The sequence below is a fragment of the Endozoicomonas sp. 2B-B genome (assembly GCF_053470045.1).
The window spans coordinates 3,181,952-3,203,732 of sequence record NZ_JBLZMU010000001.1 but is presented as its reverse complement, the minus strand read 5'-3'; the positions used below and the strand labels follow the sequence as shown (position 1 = coordinate 3,203,732).

Genomic DNA, 21,781 nt, shown 5'->3' with positions numbered 1-21,781 from the left:
TATCCTCCACCAACCAGAGGCTGTTGCAAAACTCTGATTCCCATGCTTTCAGGTCCTGTGGGTCCCAGCGTGGGAACCCATACCTATCTCGCGCTGTAGAGTAAGCTTTTCAGGGGAGGTATGCATTCCCACGCAGAGCGTGGGAACGAGTTGTTAACTTCTGGGTCCCGGTTTGGGAGATGCAAAAACACACGTGAAATTAAAGAGAGCCTGTATCTTGAGAAATAGCCAGCGACAAGGTCTAACCACAAGAGTAATAACAATCAGGGTTAGCACTCAAGGATAACAAAAGCGATAGCATGCTCTGCTTCATCAGAGAGGCTCAGATGGATCGCTTTTATCCCCCTCTCTTTTTGAAGTTCCCGGGCGTAGTCCAAAAAACGCATACGAGGTGCGCCCCTCTCATCACTGAATGTCTCAAGATGCCGAAACGAAACCTTGCCTATGCCGGTTCCCAGAGCCTTGGAAGCGGCTTCCTTGGCCGCAAAGCGTTTGGCCAGCCAGGCTGCCTGCTGGGGGTGAGACGCAAAGATTTCCAGCTCGGAATCCGTAAGAATTCGGCGGGCAAAGGCCTCTGCCCGCCGCTCCAGGATTTTCCTGAATCGCGCAATACTGGCGATATCCGTGCCTATGCCTGCAATCATTTATGAAGAGAAGCTCTCAGCATTAAGGTCTTCATCTCTTTCACGGCAGTTTTCAATCCGCTAAAAAATGCCCGACCAATAATAGAATGACCAATATTCAATTCATTCATGCCATTGATAGCAGCAACAGGCTCCACGTTCTGATAGTTCAAACCATGCCCGGCATTCACTATTAAGCCTTTAGACAGGGCAAACTCAGTGGCTTTTTTCAGCCTGTCCAGCTCTACCTGCATAGCTTCTGGTGTTTCTGCATCGGCGTATGCACCAGTATGTAGTTCAATGACAGGCGCTCCCGCTTCCACAGAAGCTTCTATCTGCCCCAGATCCGGATCAATGAAAAGAGAAACTTCAATACCAGCCTTTGCCATTCGCGAGCAGGCAGAGGAGGTGGAAGACATCTGTCCAACAATATCCAGCCCCCCTTCGGTGGTCAGCTCTTCGCGTTTTTCGGGTACCAGGCAAACCGCATGAGGCAGAACCTCTTCAGCAATGGCTAACATTTCTTCCGTAGCAGCCATCTCCAGATTCATACGGGTCTGAAGTACATGGCGAATCAGCCTGACATCCCGATCCAGAATATGACGGCGATCTTCACGCAAATGCAGAGTGATACCATCGGCTCCTGCCTGCTCCGCCTCAATGGCGGCCTGAACCGGATCAGGGTAAGTACCTCCCCGGGCCTGACGGATGGTTGCGATATGATCAATGTTCACACCCAGCAGGATGCGGTTGTGAGGAATCATGAGACAAACTTCTCCCTGGTACGGAAAAATTCCCGACTTTTCAGCGGCTTCTCTCCCACCAGAGGAACCAGTGCCAGACGGGTTAATCGTTTATAGCCCGGATAATGCCGAACCTTGTCAAAACGCCTCTCTGCCAGAGACAGCAGCAGCTCTCCGGAAAAATAGTGGGACCGGTCTTTTTCCCTAAGCTCAAGAACAGGTATAAAACCCACTCCGGCTTTGAATTCATAAAGCAGATCGGGTTTTATGTCTGTCCCTGATGCAGCGTCAGAAGTCAATGACGGGGCGTAGCCAGTTATTTCCAGCAATTCAATCTCAAACACTCTCAACAAAGGTTGCAGAGGCGCTCCCGAAGTCAGTTGTTGCAGCACAGCACTGTACAGGTCGAACAACCCCTCAACATGCTGTCCTGGCAACACTGAACGCATCAAGAGTTCATTCAGATAAAAACCACAGTAGAGTGATTGTCCCTTCAGGTTTATGGCGGCAGCGGTTTCAAAGCTGTTGAGAGTTTTCAGTTCTGACCGCCCTCTCCAACTGACGAAGAGCCGGGTAAAGGGCTGAATAGCCCAGGAGCGGGATTTTGCCTGACGAACCCCTCTGATAACCATGGCAATACGGCCATGGTCTTTCACCAGGAATTCAGCAATAACAGAGCGCTCCTTGTAGGGTCTGCTGTGCAGCATCCAGGCTGCGCTCAGTTCATTCATCAGTCGAAGTCGTAGCCAAGGCTTTTCAGAGCCCTGTCATCATCAGACCAGCCTCCCCTGACCTTAACCCAGAGATTCAACATGACCTTGCTGTCGAACATTTTTTCCATATCAATCCGGGCTTCCTGACCGATCTGTCTCAGTCTGGCACCCTTATCACCAATGACAATCGCCTTTTGACTGGAGCGTTCAACCAGAATCAGACCACTGATGACCAGCAATGGGCCTTTTGGACGCATTTCCTGCTTGAACTCTTCGATCTCAACCGTCATTTCGTAAGGCAGTTCGTCACCCAGCTGACGCATGATCTTTTCACGAATCAGCTCAGCGGCCATGAAGCGGGAACTGCGATCAGTGATCTGGTCTTCCGGGAAGAAGTGAATACTCTCAGGCATCAGATCAGCAATCAATTTTTCCAGTTCTTTCAGGTTATGACCGTGCAGAGCCGACACCGGAATAATAGCTTTAAAGTTCGCCTTATCAGAAACTTCCTGCATAAACTGCATCAGCTCTTCTTTGCGTTCCTTGAGACGATCGACCTTGTTCAGTACCAGAATAATCGGACACTTGGCATGACTGAGTTTAGTGAGCACGAGTTGGTCTTCTTCGGTCCAGGTCAAACGATCGACAACAAACACGACGGCATCAACACCGGTCAGAGCACTGCTGGCAGCACGGTTCATGTAACGGTTAATGGCCTTCTTTTCCACTTTGTGCATACCGGGGGTATCCACAAATATGGTTTGTACATTATCTTCCGTCTTTATACCAAGAACCTGGTGTCGTGTGGTCTGGGGACGGCGGGAGGTAATGGACAGCTTCTGTCCCAGAACATGGTTGAGCAGCGTTGATTTACCTACATTAGGGCGCCCGACAATTGCCACGTAGCCACATCGTTGACCTTCAGTCACTGCTTCAGATCCGGTCACGGCTGAAATCATTGATTATCTACTCGCAGTTTTTCCAATGCAAAACGGGCAGCTTGCTGCTCTGCCCCTCGACGACTGGGCCCCTGACCTTCAGTGGTTATGTCCAGACTTTCCAGCTCACAAACCACAGTGAACACCTGATCATGGGCATCACCTTCAATATTCAACACCCGATATTTTGGCAGAGGATTCTGACGAGCCTGAAGGAACTCTTGCAGACGGGTTTTAGGGTCCTTGTTCTGCTGATCGGTGACGGAGAGCCCTGCCAAACGATCAGTAAACCAGCTGCGAATACGCGCACGACAAGCCTCCATGCCAGCATCCAGATAGATGGCACCAATAATCGCTTCTACCGCATCCGCCAAAATGGATTCGCGACGATAGCCACCACTCTTCAACTCACCCGAACCCAATCGCAGAGAGTCTCCCAACTGGAATTCACGGCCAATTTCAGCCAGTGTCGCTCCTCGTACCATACGAGCACGCAGTCGGCTTAGCTGGCCTTCCCGGGCATCAGGAAAACGCTCAAACAGAGCTTCTGCGATGACAAAGTTAACGATGGAATCCCCAAGGAATTCGAGTCGTTCATTATTACGACTGCCACAGCTCCTGTGGGTCAGAGCCAGCTCCAGCCGGTTACGATCAGAAAATGTATAGCCCAGCCGTCTTTCCAGCCGGGCAAGTTCATCAGTCTTCACTGAGTTTTAGCATTCCAGTTATGTTCAAAAGTTAATACAAGATCAGCGTTGTGCACCAGATGTACACGACGCTCATAATTGATTTCAACCGCCACCGACTGGCCCTTATTCCGAAGAACATTGGATTCTTCCCTGGCCAGCTGCACCCGGTTAGTCGAGAGCCCCTTATTTAGCCATTCTCTTACCTGCTGCACTCCCGCTTCTTTAATACCTGGCCTGGTATCCAAAGACGTCAGCACTTTCTTGATGGCATAATCATCCAGATAGACCGGTGTCACCTTGAGAGTCAACATGATCATAAAACCACCGACCAGTATAGCTACCAGCCAGCCCAAAGTACTCAGTCCTTTTTGTCTGTTTTTTGCAACGGTCATGATCCCTCCCGCCGGGCTATTATTGTCCGTTTTTTAAACCCCGGGACAACTCTGTCTCTGCTCACCGTAACAGGCAGAGCCAAACCGAGAGAATAATTAATTTATTGTCCCATTATTCTTGAAACCGGGCAGCTGAGTCCAGCTCGGCCAGTGCATCCAGATATAAACGGCTTTACCGACAATATTCTTCTCAGGCACGGTTCCCCAATATCGACTGTCGTTACTGCGATCCCGGTTATCCCCCATCATAAAATACTGCCCTTGGGGAATGACCCAGATTCCTTCAGCTCGCAGACTTCTCACGCCCAGGTCCTTGCGAATCTCGAAGCTTTTATCATCAATGGTCTCTTCAAACAGCTGATAAGCTCGACTTTCATCCCTCAGTTGCGCGATGTATTTCTCGGGAACCGGCTTGCCATTGATGGTGAGTTTCTTGTTCAAATAGCGAATTTCATCTCCCGGTATACCAATCACCCGCTTGATAAAATTGATATTCGGATTTTGTGGCTCCTTGAAGACCATAACATCGCCACGCTCTGGCTCATTGATGGAGACAATTTTGGTACCAATGACCGGTAGACGAAGTCCGTATTCAAACTTGTTTACCAAAATAAAGTCTCCCACCTGCAGGGTAGGTATCATGGAACCGGAGGGAATCTGAAAGGGCTCAAAGAGAAAAGACCGGACCACCAGCACCAGAGCCAGAACCGGAAATATCGACTTCGAGGTCTCAACAATACTGGGCTCTTTCTCCAGACTGACCAGAGTCTCCTCGTCCGGCTCAGAACCCGAACTGGAGTTGAAGCTTTCTATGGCCGCCTTTCTTTTGGGCAATAGAACCAGCCTGTCAAACAGCGCAACCAGACCTGTAATAAAAACCGCCAGAACCAACAGCAGTGGAAAATTAATATCCATGGTTATTTGTTCTCAGATACCCGATCTTTTTTCTACCAAAATTGCTGCCAAGGCAGAATCTAAGCTGCCTCAACGGGATGTTTTTTCATATTCATGGGAAGCCCGCCTGTTATGACAGACTCTCCATTGAGTAACCCTGACACTTTTTATCAAAGGTCAGTTATTTATCTACCTTAAGCACAGCAAGAAAAGCTTCCTGAGGAATTTCAACCCGCCCCACCTGCTTCATCCGTTTCTTACCTGCTTTCTGCTTCTCAAGCAGCTTACGCTTACGAGAAGCATCACCACCGTAACATTTCGCAGTCACATTCTTGCGCAGCGCCTTAACAGTGGTCCGTGCACAGATCTGACCACCTACTGCAGCCTGAATGGCCACATCAAACATCTGGCGCGGGATAATCTCTTTCATCTTTTCAGCCAGTGAACGACCTCTGGAGACTGCATGATCTCTATGAGCAATCAGAGCCAGTGCATCAACTTTCTCACCATTGATCAGAATATCCAGCTTAACCATGTTGGCCATTTCAAAACGATCAAAACTGTAGTCCAAAGACGCAAAACCGCGACTAACAGACTTCAGACGATCAAAAAAATCCAGAACCACCTCGTTCATAGGCATATCATAGGTTATTGCCACCTGGCTGCCAGTGAACTGCATGTCTTTCTGAACTCCCCGACGCTCAACACACAGGGAGATCACGTTACCCAGATAATCCTGGGGAACCAGAATATTTGCCTGAACGATGGGCTCCCTGATTTCCTGGATACCAGCTGGATCTGGTAGTTTGGATGGGTTATCAACCTCTACCAGATCGCCATTTTTCAGCTCTACTTGGTAGATAACCGTCGGTGCAGTAGTAATCAGATCCAGGTTATATTCACGTTCAAGTCGCTCCTGAATGATCTCCATATGCAGCATACCCAGGAAGCCACAGCGGAAACCAAAGCCCAGGGCATCACTGCTTTCAGGCTCGTAGAACAAAGAAGCATCATTAAGACTCAGTTTTTCCAGGGCTTCACGGAAAGACTCAAAGTCGTCAGAGCTGACCGGGAAAAGACCTGCATAAACTTGAGGTTTGACCTTCTGAAAACCTGGTAGCTCCTGAACACCCGGTGTTTTTGCCAGAGTCAGGGTATCACCCACTGGTGCTCCATGAATGTCCTTGATGCCGGCGATAACATAGCCGACTTCACCCGCTTTCAGTTCACCAGTAGCATCCATCTTTGGAGAGAAGATACCCACATTATCTACGCCGTGGGTCTGGCCAGTCGATTTGACAAGCACCTTGTCACCTTTCTTCAAGGTACCGTTCTTGACACGGACCAGAGATACAATACCAAGATAGTTATCAAACCATGAATCAATAATCAAGGCCTGCAACTCACCGTCGACATCACCTTCTGGAGCAGGAATAGTCTGAACCAGACGCTCAAGCACATCGTCAATACCCAGACCACTCTTGGCGGAGCAGCGGACTGCATCCAGGGCATCAATACCGATAATTTCTTCGATTTCCTGCGCAACTCGCTCAGGTTCTGCCTGAGGCAGATCCATTTTATTCAGCACGGGCATCACTTCCAGCCCTTGCTCGATTGCGGTGTAACAGTTTGCCACAGACTGAGCTTCAACGCCCTGAGCAGCATCCACTACCAACAGAGCACCTTCACAGGCAGAAAGAGAACGTGAAACTTCATAGGAAAAGTCTACGTGTCCGGGCGTATCAATGAAATTCAACTGGTAGGTGATACCGTCTTTAGCGGTATAGTCCAGAGTGACACTCTGCGCCTTGATGGTAATACCACGCTCACGCTCAAGTTCCATGGAGTCAAGAACCTGGGCTTGCATTTCACGATCACTTAACCCTCCGCAAGTCTGGATAAAGCGATCTGCCAGCGTCGACTTACCGTGGTCGATATGGGCAATAATGGAGAAATTCCTGATATGACTTAAGTCGCTCACGATTGCATCACTACAAAAAATTTGTCCCCGTTCAGAGCTCAATCTCTTTCACGAGGACAGTTGTTCAGCTTGCAGGGTCTTCGCGAGCCTGAAACAAAGGCGCGAAGCTGCTGTAAATTCAGACGAAGTCTACAGCATCTGAAGATACAGATCACCCCTGAAGACCTGAAACCCCAACCAGAACTGAATTATTCGGTCAGCCGGAATGTGATGTAGCCTGACTGCCCACCACGAATTACCCTCATGGAAACCGAGCGATCTACAGGAAGATCAGCCACTACCTTGTTAAAGTCCTTAACTGATTGAATACGGTCATTATTCAGATCTGTGATAACATCCCCTTTACGAAGACCAATGGATCGACCCACACCTGAAATTTCGCCAGTCACCACCACTCCTTTAACACTCTTTTCAAGGCGCAACTTGTTGCGATAGTCATCATTGAGGGCTTCGACCTGGATGCCCAGACGGTTCTTTTTAATATCTGTGCTTTGAGGACGTTCTGAGCCCTGCCCCTGCTCATCAGGCAACTCGCCGACTTCCACCTTAATGATTTTTTTCTTGCCTTCACGAATCAGCTCAAGCGTTGCCTTGTCTTCCGGCTTGATAACACCAATTGCCATGGGAAGAGCACCAGATCTCATGATCTCACGACCATTGACCCGGGTAATGATATCGCCTGGTTGCAACTTGGCTTTGTCTGCAGGTCCACTGGGCACAATCTGACTGATCAGGGCCCCCATCGGCTTTTCAAGACCAAAAGACTCTGCCAGATCGCGATCCACCTCCTGAATAGCCACCCCCAGCCAGCCACGAGAGACGTAGCCTTTATCCTTAAGCTGTTCAACAGCCCATTCAACATGGTCCGAAGGAATAGCGAAAGACAGCCCCATGAAACCACCGGAGCGGGTAAAAATCTGGGAATTGATACCAATCACTTCACCCTTCATGTTGAACAGCGGGCCACCGGAATTACCCGGGTTAATAGGCACATCTGTCTGAATGAATGGAACATAGGCGTCACTGGGCAGACTTCTGTCCAGAGCACTGACAATGCCTTTGGTGATGGAATACTCAAAGTTAAAGGGTGAACCAATAGCTGCCACCCATTGTCCCGGTTTAATATCTTCCGAATTACCCATCTTCACTGCGGGCAAACTGGCATCACTCTCAATTTTAAGCAACGCCAGATCAGAGCGCTTGTCGGCACCAATCAGTTTGGCCACCTTCTCACTGCGATCATGCAGTCTGACGATAATTTTATCTGCACCCTGCACCACATGATTGTTAGTAAGGATATAGCCATCATCAGAGATGATAAATCCGGAACCCAGGGACATGGGCTGCGGCTTACCAGAAGGCGCCTCAGGCATCGGTAAACCAAAATAGCGACGAAATATCTCGGGCAACTCTTCGCCGCCCGGACCATAAATCTGCCCACGCCCCTGTTTTGGGGTCGCAAGTGTGCTGATATTAACGACTGCGGGCGAGGCCTCTTCAAACAATCGGTCAAAGTCCGGCAACTCAGTGGCCTTAACCATTTGCAATGAAAGCAGCGAGAGACTCAGAAAATAAATAAAGTTCCTGAAGAGAAGGTTGACCCTGTTCATGAACCTGACTTCTCCTTACACCTTGTGATTAGAGACCCAAAATGGGTTTTGTGAATGAATGGTTATAACGTTTATTATGAAAAATATTCTGATGGCTAACTTTCCATATTCATTTTTCATGTTAAAAAACATTTTTCTTTGTTTTAAGCTGTTTATGCAGACCAGGACTGATCGATTGTGATTAGTTCAGGTCCGACCAACTTGCGGGGCATCACCTTTATCACCCTGACGCGACATTGGTCGCTGGTTGAATGACCCAGCATACGCACGGAAACAAACCCCGCAGCAAGGCCTGCCATAGCAGACAAGGCGGTAAAAAAATCATTCCAGCCAACAGCCGTGGCCAGCAAGAGTGCCCCCATCATAGCTACCAATGGCATCAGATAAACCAGAAACGAGGCTCTCATCAACGCACTTTCAGGTATACCTATGATGACCTGATCATCCTCTTCAATAGAGAAGTCATTGATCGCCTGGATATACGACTGATGTTTATTGGAGCGATACTTCTCAAGCAGATTCTGACCACAGCCATTTCGTACACTGCAACTCGAACAGGTGCTTTTGCGAATGGTTTCTACCCAGACAGCCCCCTGCTCAATAGCCACAACCCTGCCTTCTTCCTCAATCATTTATCTGCCTTCCGACTCTGTTCCCTGGGGCGAACTGAAACCGCTATCCTCTCGGCCGTACCCAATGGAATCTCTCCCAAAACAGTGACATGAAAATACTTTGCACCGTTACGAAAGACTTTAGACACTGCTGCCATAGAACCGATCTGCTCAGTAGCCTGACTCAATACCCGGGTTTCATCCGGCTCAACAAATACTGAAAAACTGGCCAGTCCATCAGAAAAGTTCAGAGTATCCACCTTTTGATTACTGACAGCTGAGTTTCTACTGCTGTGGCCACGAGGCGAAAAGCCTTCAGGTATCCAGCCAGTTTCCCATTTCCATTCAGCCTTTTCAGGGACTGATTTACTGCTAAGTTTCACTACATTCTTGCCCGATGATTCAGGCAGTTTCCGTTTTAATCGCTCCAGCTCTTGCGAAGTCAACTCTTTCGGAAATTCAAGGCTGGTAAACTGCATTCTCTCGATGATCCTGCCTTCTTTGTCCACCATAACGGACTTGAGCAGCAGACCGGTTCGACGATCCAGCCATAATTGATAACCGTAACGGAAGCGGTCCGTTGGTACCACCAGCAGCTGAACGGCTTCCCTGCCCGCCACCCTGTCCAGTGCGGCTGGCTTCAGTTTGTAATGTTTGTCAAAATGACCGGAAGTAAAACGCCCCACCATAGGAACAAGAGACTCGTGCTCAAACCTTGCAGGCTCTCTTCCAGCGCTGGCAAAAGTGATATTGTTTCCCTGACGAACCATCTCTCTGGGCAATCCATCAAGGTAAGCAATACTCTCCAGCTCTTCTGACTTACCATTCACCTTCTGAAGCGTATGCGTAACTGCCAGGGTCTCAAGATTAGCACCCTGTTGGTAAACAAAGTGTCCGCGATAGGTAAGATTTTGAGTGGCCTGAATCATGGTTTCCAACCACTTTTCGGGCGTATCGGCAGGCTTGGATGACTGGCCGACAGGCTTAGATGACTGACCGACAGATTTAGATGACTGGTCGGCAGGTTTTGATGACGGATTGCCCGATTTTGATGACTCCCCGTCAGCAAAGGGACGACCCACTGTTACTACCAGCAAAACCAGCAGTAATGACAGTAAACGCCCCCTGTTCAATCGAATTCCTTTCATAAACTCATTGTGATTCAAAAGTGGTCAAGCGTGCAAAAGGGAGGATTCCCTGTCCTGAATTCATGGCACTCATTTCAGCATGCTGAAGTGCATAAGCCCTGAAACGTTCCTTGATAGCCCTGTCTGCAACTCTCTGGGCCTGTGCAAGTTGTTCCGGGGTAATGCTGTCATGTTGACGAGAGTTGTATCCCGCCTGGATCCCGGCAGCACCATAGCCATTATGCATGATCTGCACTGGCTGCAACAGTGTCGTTTGATCAGTTACCGATGTGACCAGAGGTAAAGCTTCCGGAGTGGTGTGGTAATTTTTTACACCCAGCAACACAGCCAATGCAACAGAAGCAGCTACCGCTAGTCGCCCCGCTTTAAACCACCAATGCCCAACACCCTTCAAGACGCTGTAACCGGTTACAGATCTTTCTTTAGCCAGAGAATGAGGTGGCTCAGCCTCCAGTTGGTCGCGAATACCGGCTGACAGATCGATATTCATAAATTCGTTGGTTTCTCGCCGCAGCGCATCACCTGCTATCTGATACCTGCGAGCTTTGCCCCGAAGATCTTCATCGCTGCCGATATTATCAAGCACCCGACGCAGTTCAAACTCTCCAGCTTCACCGTCCATCGCTGCTGACAGCGACTCATTCAACCTTTCCTGGGCATGATTGTGAGGTGTCTTCTCACTCATAGGCATACCTCCGGTCATCCGACCTGTCTGATACCCGATGCATCAAGTATCAACAATATCAATCAACATAACACGAAAATGATCACCATAAGGAAATCATTTTCTTCACTCATGGCCTTAACGGCCAGTTATGGACCGCGACGCAAAAGTGGCTCGACTTCCTTATCAATCGCCTCTCTGGCACGAAAGATTCTTGATCTTACCGTACCGACGGGACAATCCATAACATTAGCAATTTCGTCATAGCTGAGACCATCAAACTCCCTCAGCACGACAGCCGTTCGCAACTCATCCGGCAGACGACGGATTACATCATGGATAACCCGTTCAATCTCATCCCGGTAAAGATTTCTCTCGGGGGTATCAACCATTCGAAGAGACGTTGTAGTGTCCAGAAAATCTGCATCATGAACATCAATCTCAGACTCCGGAATCTTGCGCCCCCTGGAAACCAGATGATTCTTGGCAGTGTTCACAGCAATCCGGTACAGCCAGGTATAAAAAGAACTGTCGCCGCGAAACTTGTCTATTGCCCGATAGGCCTTAATAAACGTTTCCTGAGCTACATCCTGCACTTCCTGATAGTCAGTAATGTAACTACCTACCAGACCCAGTACACGATGCTGATACTTGAGAACCAGCATATCGAAAGCCGCTTTATCGCCCTTCTGAACGCGCTCAACGAGCTGCTTGTCCGCCTGTGGTTGTTCTACCATAGAGGGGGTCTCCCACTATTGCAGAAAACACATGGGCAAAAGGGAAAGGAATGGAAATATGAGACAGTCAGCTGACCGACCACAAATCGGCATCCCGGCTGACCAGACTCCCCCCCTTTCCACAAACACATGCTTGTGCTGTGAACTCTATTTTCTTCTATATAGACCATGTTTTGGCCAGAAAGTTCCCGAACTCATTCAAAAAAATTCACAGTATCGGCTGAAAACTGATTCGGACTATCACAGCGTACTATAGTGCTCGCCATAATTTCTATATACTAGATACCAGTTTTTCAGTGTTTTATAACGCCGTACGTTGTGTCTGCTTTATATACCGCCAAAAGCGAAGACTGCATTACGAACCTCAGGGAGCGTAATGATTTTCACTGCAAAGGTGAGTGATATTCTCCGTACAGACCATCGGCAACCTATGACACAGCTTTAGATGGAAGTGAGTTTAACCGCCATGATTCTTAGTTCCAGTTTCACCTGTAAAACGACCATATTCACTTTATGTCCAGCTTCAGACACAGGAATCTCCACTGTCTATTGATGCCCAGTGGATAATTTCCCTGCCCGTGTTCATAATATTTTTCAGACCTGAGTCTGTCAGTGACAGACTCCCGGTACAGACCCAGCAGTCTGTTATAAAAGGATCAGAGAATATACATGCATCCAATACTTGACTATGACGTAGTAATCATTGGCAGTGGCGCAGCGGGACTGACACTAGCACTGCACCTGGACAGCCAACTTCAAGTCGCCATTCTCAGTAAGGGTGAGCTAATGGCCGGCTCTTCAGCCGGGGCCCAGGGTGGTGTCGCTGCTGTTCTGGACACACAACAAGACAGCCTGGACAAACACATAGAAGACACACTTCTTGCAGGTGCAGGACTCTGCAGGGAGTCCACTGTCAGGCACGTTGTAGAACAGGGTAATGCCAGCATCCAGTGGCTGATTAACCAGGGTGTCCCCTTTACCCGTGATGAAGAAGATGAAAAAAACTTTAATTTTCACCTGACCCGTGAAGGCGGTCACAGCACCAGAAGAATTATTCATGCTGCCGATGCGACCGGCAGAGCCATTTCAGAAACCCTGATCGATAAAGCCAGAAAACAACCCAACATTCATCTCTATGAGCACCACCTGGCCATCGATGTCGTTGCTACCAACAAACTGGGCCTGGATGAGCAAAGGTGCGTCGGGGTCTATGTGCTGGATATTCGTTCAGACCAGGTAAAACTGTTCCGTGGACGTGCACAGGCTATTGCCAGTGGCGGAGCCAGCAAAGCCTATCTTTTTACCACTAACAGCGATGGTGCCAGCGGAGATGGTATTGCTATGGCCTGGCGTGCGGGCTGCCGGGTTGCCAATCTGGAGTTCAACCAGTTTCATCCCACCTGTCTGTTCCATCCCAAGGCCAAATCCTTCCTGATATCTGAAGCGGTTCGAGGAGAAGGAGGTATGCTGGTTCGCCCTGATGGAACACGCTTTATGGATGACTACGACCACCGTGGCGAGCTGGCCCCCCGAGATATTGTTGCCAGAGCCATCGATCATGAAATGAAAAAGCTGGGTGCAGACTGTCTGTTTCTGGATATCAGTCACAAGCCACGGGATTTTATTACTTCCCACTTTCCGAATATTTATGAACGGTGTCTGGAATACGGGATTGATATGACCCGTGAACCTCTCCCCATCGTTCCGGCAGCCCACTACACCTGCGGTGGCATTCTTGTTGACCTTAACGGTCAAACGGACCTTCCGGGACTTTACGCCATCGGTGAATGTTCATTTACCGGCCTGCATGGTGCCAATCGTCTGGCCAGCAACTCACTGCTGGAATGTTTCGTCAGCGCCAGAAGTTGTGCCGAAGACATCAACCGCACCATCGCCGATCAACCTCCCTGCCCTGAAATTCCGGTGTGGGACGACAGCCTGGTGAGCGACTCTGATGAAAATGTTGTAATCTCGCACAACTGGGACGAACTCAGACGCTTCATGTGGGACTACGTTGGCATTGTCAGAACGACCAAACGCCTGCTAAGAGCCAGAAACCGCTCCAGATTGTTACAGCATGAGATTCATGATTTTTACAGCAACTTCAAGATCAGCAATGACTTGATTGAATTGAGAAATCTATCTCAGGTTGCGGAATTGATTATTGAATGCGCTCTTTCCCGGCAAGAGTCACGAGGATTGCATTTCAATCTGGACTTCCCCTTCACACAGGATCACAGCAAGGAAACTACCCTGATACCGGAAAATTTTGTACCGGAAAACGCAATTAAGTTTTAATATCTCCAAAGGGTTGAAACCCACAGGCTTATAGACAAGAAATTTTTCTAAGCCCTGGGTTCCAGCTCTTCAGAAACAGGTGCATGGTTCGTTCTCTGTTCCGGCGATATCAGCATTGCCCCAAGACAACCGACAACCCCGGCGACCATCAGGTAAAATGCCGGTGCTGCCTGCAACTGTGTCACTCGAATCAACCCCATTGAGATAACCGGGCCAAATCCGGCAAAAATCATGGCAGCTATATTGTAAACGAAAGCCACTCCGGTAAAACGAATGCCTACTGGAAAGGCCGATACCAGCAACAAAAAGGAAATAGCATCAATACTTCCCCATAAGATGGCTCCAATGAGAGCAGTCACCGGCAGATTCGCATCGCCAGAAGCATACCAATGAAAAAGTGGCCAGGCCATCACAACAATCAGAAAAGAAGACCCCAGCATCAGATAGCGCCTGTCTAACCGATCAGCCAGCCAGCCCGTCAGCAGGCAGACAGGCACTCCGACAAACATACTGATCCCGTTGGCCACCGCCACTTCTCTGGCCGAATAATCAAGCAGCCCTGTCAGATAGCCAGGCATAAAGAGGACCAGGATTGTCACAGCAACCAGCACCGGCATAACCAGCAGAAACCCGGTAAAAATTTTTGCCTTGTATTGCTTCAAAAGGGTGCGCGCTGGCACTCTCTCTGCTTCACCCTGAGCCAACAGCAGCCTGAAAGCTTCCGGCTCCACAAAATGTCTTCTGACGACATAACTGACAGCCCCAAGAGATCCACCCAGTATGAAGGGCACTCGCCAGCCCCAATCAATCATTTGCTCTACCGTCAACAGATAAACAAGAACCCCTTGCAGGCCAATGCCCAGAAGCGTTCCAGTCATAGTGGTTGCACTCAGGATACTGACAGCAAAACCCTTTGATTGAGCAGGGACGGTTTCATAGAGATAAACGAAAGCACCACAAAGCTCACCTGCAAAAGAAAACCCTTGCAAAAAACGTAAAACAGCAAGGAGTACAGGTGCCAGCAGCCCCCACTGAGCGTAACCGGGTAGCAGGCCAATCAATAATGTTGAGATAGCCATTAAGAGAATGGTGACCGTAAAACTGGATTTACGGCTATGGCGATCTCCCCAGTGACTGAAGGCGATAGCCCCAAGTGGCCTGGAAATGTACCCAAACGCAAAAGTAACAAAGGTATTAATGAGTGAACTGGTAGTACCAGAAGCTGGAAAAAAAACCTGAGAGATATAGACTACCATGTACGCATACACAGTAAAGTCGAAGGCTTCAAGGAGTCCGCCCATTGATGTAATCGCTACTACCTTTTTCTGGGACAAAGCCATAGCTAACTCTCTGAAAAATTCACAAGTAATATTGCAAAAAAATGACTTAACTTAATCTCAACAGGTCTGCAAAACAGCATCAGATATCATCTATCCGCTTCTGGGAGCCTGATCGGGAGTAGCACCTGCTCAGGAGCCTGTCGGAATTAAGACTGTCCTGCGCGACAACGCAGGAGCAGTTTCCGCGCAGGGCAGTCTATTCCCGGTCAGTTTCCAGGTGCATCACCGATCGTTAGCCATAATCATAGACAGCTCTTTGAGACGTAAAGTAGGAGGCAGGAAGTCATGAAAGCCCACAGAAATCGCTGCCTCTATCAACTGGGCGACGGAATGCACATCAAACTTTTTCTTCAGATGCTCAATGTGGGACCGGATAGTGTTTTCAGACAGTGACAGAATGCCGGCAATTTGCTTGATCTGCTGATTGCAAATCAGGAAGAACAACACCTCGGACTCTCTGGGACTCAGGTTGGGCATGACACCCACACGAAATGTTGACTGACCTCTGGCTCGACCGTCCAGCTTCATCAGACAGCGGATGTTCATGGCTGCTTTCATCCATGACTGCGTCACCGAATAACCATGGCTGAGCACACCGTCTACCTGGTGCAGATGGTTGTAGTGAGGTTTTTTCCTGGAAATGTAGGCAAACCAGCCATTTCCTCCCGGATGCACATTCAGGACAGTAATCTCTTTTTTTTCCCTGATACAAATGTTGTTCTGCTCCACAATCTGGTCAGCACAGCGAGAGAATATGGGTGCTGGAATCTCTGAAAACCGTTTTCCACAGAGTTTGTAGCGGCGTGGAATACCGTACAACCGAAGAGAGTGCTCATTCATATAGAACGCTCTGGCATGGCAATCATGCACACCCCAGGCCTGCATGCGGTCGTGCTCCATAAAATGCATAAAGTCACTGGAGAGTTCCGGAGCGGAAGGTAAGTTATCGATAGAGGTCATTTTGTTATCACAATCGGTATGACTCAATACACCAGGTTTGCTCCTGCCCACCGTGGCCAGGCATAAAAAATTACAATCTGGACAACACTCTGAAATACTCACCGAAAGCCAGCTCAAAGTGACAAGAGTCACAATCCATTCAGTTGCAATTCAAGGCAAACCCAACCTGCGAATGAACAAGGATAGACCAATATTGACCATCCCTGTGCGATCGATCATATTTTTAAAAAATAAAGAACATAAGTACTCAACCATGCGAAATCATATTTTCTGACTTATTGTTCAGGCACTCGCGGCAACTGCTCCTGCGTTGCTCTAGCTCCTGCATCCATGCAGTCGTGATGCGTTGCAACTCTGGTCACATAGCTTGCTATGTTCCCGTCGTTGCGCCTTGCAGAGCACCTGCCCAATAAGCCAGAAATATTCGATTCCGTATGGCTGAGTACTTACAGCTCCGTTGACCTCAGCTCTCAACTATTTACCTGCTGTGGCACAATGAACTTTAATCAGTCCGTTTCGTAATCTTTCATTAGGGTTTTGACTGGACAGGTAAAAATGTGCTGTCTAAGCTTCCCGCTGCTCTTGGCATTCAAGCAAGCTATTGCATCCAGAAAACAACCTTTGTTTTTGGCTTTTATCCTTTAAGATGGTTTGTATAATTCATGAAGATACTTTCAAGTCTGTTTCTAGCCTTGATGCTGCCTTTTTGCTCTTTTCTCCGGGCTGCGAATAATGAAATTTTTGACGACGGCCTGCCGCCATATAATCATAAAGCCAAAATTAAAGTCACAAAATTCATGAATGGCTACTTGATCACCACCTCTAAAAAAATATCTGTCTCCATAAATCCGTTGGCTAAGACCATGCAAGGGAGTCAACCAATAAACAAAATTGAGTCCAAAGTTCGCTTTCAGAATAAAGAGTCTAATTTTCTTTATTACACTCTCAGTGGGTATGCATTAAAGGAGCCTTTGTTCCATCTGGTTTTAATTGAAGAACCAGAAGACTCTTCAAAATTGTATCTTGGTTACTATGAAGAGGATGAAGACAGTGTTATTGATACCACTGTTTTAAGTTCAACTCCTGCGTCCATCTTTCTAAAAAACGTTCTGAAAAAGTCTGACACATCGGCTTCCACAATCAATGGATTCAGCACCAACAACACTGTTTTACCACCTCATTCAGGGCAGTCTGCAAACGACACCTTGATAAATACCAATCTTACTTCCAGGAATACCACCGGGTTACAGGGTTTGATGCCGAAAGAGCCTGAGCTTAAGCCCTTCAGACCCATACTAAGTTTGGAAAAAGGGCAGGATTATGCAATCGAAGTAGTCTGGAAATCAAAGGATGCAATAACGTCAGTTGTAATGTCTGACACCAGTAGTATGACGTTTACAGCAGCCAGTACTTCAGCAACCGTGTCTTCATTGATACACCCTTCACCAGTCCAGTCTTCATCAATATTGTCTTCGACAAAACAAATACAGCCAGTCCCATTGGCAGAAATTTCCGAAAATGTCGGCACAGAGATTATTATCAAAGATAAAGACGGGATGACTCTGGCAACATTAAACCTTGATCTGGAGCCGGGTTATTTTTCGCTCAGTGATGAAAACGGATATTTGCTAGAGTACGGAATTGATCGGTTCGGGATTCATCAGCTCACTAAAATTCAAACTCATATTGAATATGTGAAAAAAAACGGATCTAATCCTGATCCGGAAAAACCTGAGCCTGACATCATGCGTAATTTTATTGCCGGACTTGTCGCATTTGGATTAGGCTGTGTTGGTTTGGTAGCATTTATAAACTATCGTAAGAATCGTTCCCCTGCGAGACTTGATGAAGTGCCTTTATAAAAAGACCCTGAGTTTATTTATACGCTCTCTTTTGCCAACGGTTGCAGCATTAGTGGCAATTACAGCTTTCATGTCCTCTATAACGAAATTTAACTGATTGTTTGGAGCAGTGAAACACCAGTATTCGTTATGGCAGCAATATAAGCAGATATTCGTCGCTGTGTTCATCAATAACTAAACACAGCGTCTACCTTGTGCAGATGGCTATGTAAGGCTTTTTCCTGGAAATGTAGAAAACCAACCATTTCTTCCCGTATGCACATTCAGGACAATAATTTTTGACCCTGATACCAATGTCGTTCTGCCAAACAACCCGCTCAGAAGAGCGAGACAATATGGCTACTGGAATTTCTGTAAACCGTTTTCCGCAGAGCTTGTAGTGGTTTGGAATATCGTACAACCAGAGAGAGTGCTCATGTATTTTGATTGGACAGATAACAATGTGATATCGAATTTTCCTGCTACCATAAACATCTGACAAAACTATTATGTTCGGAAAATAAAATTTTCTTTGATTTTTTATCCTTCAGGTGCTTTGTAAAAATCATGAAGTTACTTTCTAGCCTTCTTTTATCCCTGACGCTGCCCTTTTGTTCTTCTCTTTGGGCTGTGAATGATGAGATCAGACCAGACGGTGTGTTTCCATACGATCCTCAGGAATACGCCGCTGACGAAGGAGTTGGTGCTGTTCCTGAAAGGGACAGAAGAGAAGCGCGAAGGGGCAGTGGATCCTCTGGAGGCGGCTCAAAAGGAGGCGGCTCAAAAGGAGTTGGCTCAAAAGGAAGCGGCAACAAAGGGGGCAGTTACAAAGGAGGCGGTTACAAAGGAAGCGGTCATAAGGTGTCAAACTACATAAAATCATTAGCATCAGGCGCCAAAGTCAAACTCACAAAATTCATGAAAGGTTATTCCCTGACCACCTCTAAAAAAATATCTGTCTCCGTAAACCCGATAGGCAGTTCCCTGAGGGGAAGTCAGCCAGTAAAAAAAAATTGAGTCCAAAGTCCAATTTCAAAGTAAAGAGTCTGGTTTTCTTTACTACACACTCAGGGGATATTTATTACGGAATATTTTGTTCCATCTGGTTTTAATTGAAAACCCGGAAGATTCCTCAAAATTGTATCTTGGTTACTATGAAGAGGATGAAGACAGTGTTATAGATACAGCTGTTTCCAGTTCAACGGCTGCGCCCATTTATTTGCAGGACGTTTTAAATAAATCTGACACGTCGGTTTCCAGTGGTTCTGACACCAATAGCACGGTTTTACCACCTCATTCAGGTCAGACTTCAAACGACACTTTTATAAATGCTAATTTAACTTCCCACAACACCACCAGATCGCTGGGTCTGATGCCAAAAAGACGTGAGCTTAAGCCCTTCAAACCCATTCTAAGTTTGGAAAAGGAGCAGGATTATTCAATCGAAGTCGTCTGGAAATCAAAGTCTGAAATAACGTCTGTTGCCATGTCTGACACCAGTACAATGACGTATACAACAATCAACCCTTCACCAACCCAGTCTTTATCACCACAGTCTTCATCAATAGCCTCTTCGAAGAGAGAAATACTGCCAGACGCCTCGGCCATTCCAGAAAATGTCGGCACACAGATCATTATCAAAGATAAAGAGGGGATGACTCTGGCAACATTAAACCTTGACCTGGAGCTGAGTTACTTTTCATTCAGTGATGAAAACGGATATTTGTTGGAGTACAGGATTGATGGGGACGGGATTCATCAGCTCACTAAAATTCATACCGAAACTGAATATGAGAATCAAGGCAGAATTGTTTTCACCTCTCAAGAAGGACATGATGATACCAGTCTAATCGTGGTTGGCTCAGTGGTTGCTGGGCTTCTATTACTCTACGTCGGTGCACTCGCATTAATACACTATTATGAGAATCATTGGGAGAAGAGACCTTACGCAAATCCTTGAGTTTTTTTATACGCTTCTCATTTGCTCCAGTTGCAGCACTGATGGCAGTTTCTACTGTAATAGTTTTTTTCAAAGACATTTAACATATAGTTTGATGCATGGAAGCACCGGCATTCATCAATACTAAGCGCAACCTGAAATAAACACGAGTACCATTCATGCAATCGACGACTTCTTTATTGGACAAGTAAAAATATGCTGTCTAAGCTTCCCACCAGTCTGAGCATCCGGGTCAGCTGTTGTTTCCGGCGAACAACTTTTTCTTTTGGTTTTTAACCTCTTCAGCTGGTTACCATAATTTATGAAGATATTTTCAAGCCTGCTTTTGGCTCTGCTGCTCCCTTTTTGTTCTTCTCTTTGGGCTGGGAATGAGAAGATCGGAGCAAATAGTTTGTTGCCATACGACTCTCATGAGTACGACGTTAATGAAGAAGGTGACGTTGTTTCTGAAAGGGACAAAAGGGAAGCGCGAAGAGATGGCGGCTCTTCAGGAGGCACTCACAAGCTAACAAACTACATAAATTCATTAGCATCAGGAGCCAGAATTAAACTCACAAAATTCTTGAAAGGTTACTCCCTGACTACCTCTAAAAAAATATCTGTCTCCGTAAACCCGCTGGGTAGGTCCATGCGGGGGAGTCAGCCAATTTACAAAATTGAGTCAAAAGTCCGCTTTCAAAGTAAGGAGTCTGATTTTCTTTACTACACACTCAGGGGGCATTCATTACAGGAGGTTTTGTTCCATCTGGTTTTAATTGAAAACCCGGTCGATTCCTCAAAATTGTATCTTGGCTACTATGAAGAGAGTGAAGACAGTGTTATAGATACAGCTGTTTCCAGTCCATCGGCTGCGCCGATCTGTTTGCAGAACGTTTTAAATAAGTCTGACTTACCGGTTTCAGTCAGCAACGCTACTGACACTAATAGCACGATTCTAACACCTCATTCAGGCCAGTCTTCAAACGATACTTTTATAAATGCTAACTTGACTTCCCATAATAACACCGGGCCAGAGGGTTTGATCCCAAAAAGGGGTGAGTTTAAGCCCTTCAAACCTATTCTAAGCTTGGAAAAAAAGCTGGATTATTCGATTGAAGTCGTTTGGAAAGCAAGGGCTGAAAGAACCTCGGTTACCCTGTCTGACACTGGTCTAATGACGTATACAACAATCAACCCTTCTCCAACCCGGTCTTTATCAATATCCTCTTCAACAAGAGATATACTGCCAGACGCCTCAGCGGCCATTCCTGAAAATGTTGGTACAGAGATTATTACCAAAGATCAAGACGGGATGACTCTGGCAACATTAAGTCTTGACCTGCAGCCGAATTACTTTTCGTTCAGTGACGAAAACGGCTATTTACTGGAGTACAGGATTGATGGCGATGGAATTCATCAGCTCACTGAAGTTCAGACCGATACTGAATATGTGAACAGAAATGGAAATAGAGATAGAAACGGAAATCTGGCAAAACCTGAACCTGCCTGCTCAATCCATTGTGCTTTGGCGTTAGTCGTTGCGATTGGAATAGGTTTAGCGGGTTTAGCACTAATGATAGTCAAGTATCAGGATCGTCGACTCGAGAGACAACATTATAGATTCCAGCGAAACCTGTTCGGTGAATAGCCCCCTTTGATT

At 47.2% G+C, this 21,781-nt stretch carries 20 protein-coding genes; 5 read left to right on the top strand and 15 right to left on the bottom strand.

What is annotated here, in order from left to right:
• Positions 1-269: 269 nt before the first annotated feature.
• The 13 genes from acpS to rpoE all read right to left on the bottom strand — a co-directional run bounded on the left by acpS (position 270) and on the right by rpoE (position 11,743).
• The gene (gene acpS, locus ACOMHB_RS12295) at positions 270-644 is read right to left on the bottom strand and encodes a holo-ACP synthase (protein ID WP_448216827.1); all 375 of its coding nucleotides are present in this window, start codon (positions 642-644) and stop codon (positions 270-272) included.
• Positions 641-1,387, bottom strand: a complete 747-nt coding sequence (gene pdxJ / locus ACOMHB_RS12290) for a pyridoxine 5'-phosphate synthase (RefSeq protein ID WP_448216826.1) — start codon at positions 1,385-1,387, stop codon at positions 641-643. Before pdxJ ends, acpS begins: the two co-directional genes overlap by 4 nt.
• Entirely contained in the window at positions 1,384-2,097 is a 714-nt protein-coding gene (recO, locus tag ACOMHB_RS12285) for a DNA repair protein RecO (RefSeq protein ID WP_422133545.1), read from the bottom strand. The genes pdxJ and recO overlap by 4 nt, the downstream gene beginning before the upstream one ends.
• Positions 2,097-3,038, bottom strand: a complete 942-nt coding sequence (gene era, locus ACOMHB_RS12280; RefSeq protein ID WP_422133544.1) for a GTPase Era — start codon at positions 3,036-3,038, stop codon at positions 2,097-2,099. Before era ends, recO begins: the two co-directional genes overlap by 1 nt.
• Positions 3,035-3,724: a ribonuclease III gene (gene rnc, locus ACOMHB_RS12275; RefSeq protein WP_422133543.1), complete on the bottom strand. Its 690-nt coding sequence runs from the start codon at positions 3,722-3,724 to the stop codon at positions 3,035-3,037. Before rnc ends, era begins: the two co-directional genes overlap by 4 nt.
• On the bottom strand, positions 3,721-4,098 hold the full coding sequence (locus tag ACOMHB_RS12270; RefSeq protein ID WP_422133542.1) for a DUF4845 domain-containing protein: 378 nt from the start codon (positions 4,096-4,098) through the stop codon (positions 3,721-3,723). The genes rnc and ACOMHB_RS12270 overlap by 4 nt, the downstream gene beginning before the upstream one ends.
• Positions 4,099-4,194: 96 nt before the next feature.
• On the bottom strand, positions 4,195-5,013 hold the full coding sequence (lepB, locus tag ACOMHB_RS12265; RefSeq protein WP_448216825.1) for a signal peptidase I: 819 nt from the start codon (positions 5,011-5,013) through the stop codon (positions 4,195-4,197).
• Between the two features lie 160 nt (positions 5,014-5,173).
• Positions 5,174-6,973, bottom strand: coding sequence for a translation elongation factor 4 (lepA, locus tag ACOMHB_RS12260; RefSeq protein ID WP_448216824.1), 1,800 nt, complete (start codon positions 6,971-6,973; stop codon positions 5,174-5,176).
• A 188-nt stretch (positions 6,974-7,161) separates the two neighbouring features.
• Positions 7,162-8,583, bottom strand: coding sequence for a DegQ family serine endoprotease (locus ACOMHB_RS12255; protein WP_448216823.1), 1,422 nt, complete (start codon positions 8,581-8,583; stop codon positions 7,162-7,164).
• Positions 8,584-8,735: 152 nt separating this feature from the next.
• Positions 8,736-9,215 carry a SoxR reducing system RseC family protein gene (locus tag ACOMHB_RS12250; protein WP_422409017.1) on the bottom strand — a complete coding sequence of 160 codons (480 nt, stop codon included), beginning with the start codon at positions 9,213-9,215 and terminating at the stop codon, positions 8,736-8,738.
• Positions 9,212-10,342: a MucB/RseB C-terminal domain-containing protein gene (locus tag ACOMHB_RS12245; protein ID WP_448216822.1), complete on the bottom strand. Its 1,131-nt coding sequence runs from the start codon at positions 10,340-10,342 to the stop codon at positions 9,212-9,214. The genes ACOMHB_RS12250 and ACOMHB_RS12245 overlap by 4 nt, the downstream gene beginning before the upstream one ends.
• A 4-nt stretch (positions 10,343-10,346) precedes the next feature.
• Entirely contained in the window at positions 10,347-11,027 is a 681-nt protein-coding gene (locus tag ACOMHB_RS12240) for a sigma-E factor negative regulatory protein (RefSeq protein ID WP_448216821.1), read from the bottom strand.
• 128 nt (positions 11,028-11,155) lie between these two features.
• Positions 11,156-11,743 (bottom strand): RNA polymerase sigma factor RpoE, encoded by a 588-nt coding sequence (gene rpoE, locus ACOMHB_RS12235; RefSeq protein WP_422133535.1) that lies wholly within the window; start codon positions 11,741-11,743, stop codon positions 11,156-11,158.
• Between the two features lie 669 nt (positions 11,744-12,412).
• Here rpoE and nadB point away from each other — a divergent pair.
• The gene (gene nadB / locus ACOMHB_RS12230) at positions 12,413-14,041 is read left to right on the top strand and encodes an L-aspartate oxidase (protein WP_422133534.1); all 1,629 of its coding nucleotides are present in this window, start codon (positions 12,413-12,415) and stop codon (positions 14,039-14,041) included.
• 47 nt (positions 14,042-14,088) lie between these two features.
• On the opposite strand, the gene ACOMHB_RS12225 is transcribed toward nadB, so the two are convergent.
• Complete coding sequence (locus ACOMHB_RS12225; protein ID WP_448216820.1) at positions 14,089-15,381, bottom strand: MFS transporter; 1,293 nt, start codon at positions 15,379-15,381, stop codon at positions 14,089-14,091.
• A 222-nt stretch (positions 15,382-15,603) separates the two neighbouring features.
• Entirely contained in the window at positions 15,604-16,368 is a 765-nt protein-coding gene (locus ACOMHB_RS12220) for a helix-turn-helix transcriptional regulator (protein WP_448216819.1), read from the bottom strand.
• A gap of 635 nt (positions 16,369-17,003) precedes the next feature.
• Here ACOMHB_RS12220 and ACOMHB_RS12215 point away from each other — a divergent pair.
• The 4 genes from ACOMHB_RS12215 to ACOMHB_RS12200 all read left to right on the top strand — a co-directional run bounded on the left by ACOMHB_RS12215 (position 17,004) and on the right by ACOMHB_RS12200 (position 21,769).
• On the top strand, positions 17,004-18,203 hold the full coding sequence (locus ACOMHB_RS12215; protein ID WP_448216818.1) for a hypothetical protein: 1,200 nt from the start codon (positions 17,004-17,006) through the stop codon (positions 18,201-18,203).
• A gap of 609 nt (positions 18,204-18,812) precedes the next feature.
• Entirely contained in the window at positions 18,813-19,199 is a 387-nt protein-coding gene (locus tag ACOMHB_RS12210) for a hypothetical protein (RefSeq protein WP_448216817.1), read from the top strand.
• 76 nt (positions 19,200-19,275) lie between these two features.
• On the top strand, positions 19,276-20,142 hold the full coding sequence (locus tag ACOMHB_RS12205) for a hypothetical protein (protein ID WP_448216816.1): 867 nt from the start codon (positions 19,276-19,278) through the stop codon (positions 20,140-20,142).
• Between the two features lie 391 nt (positions 20,143-20,533).
• Entirely contained in the window at positions 20,534-21,769 is a 1,236-nt protein-coding gene (locus ACOMHB_RS12200; protein ID WP_448216815.1) for a hypothetical protein, read from the top strand.
• Positions 21,770-21,781: the final 12 nt, after the last annotated feature.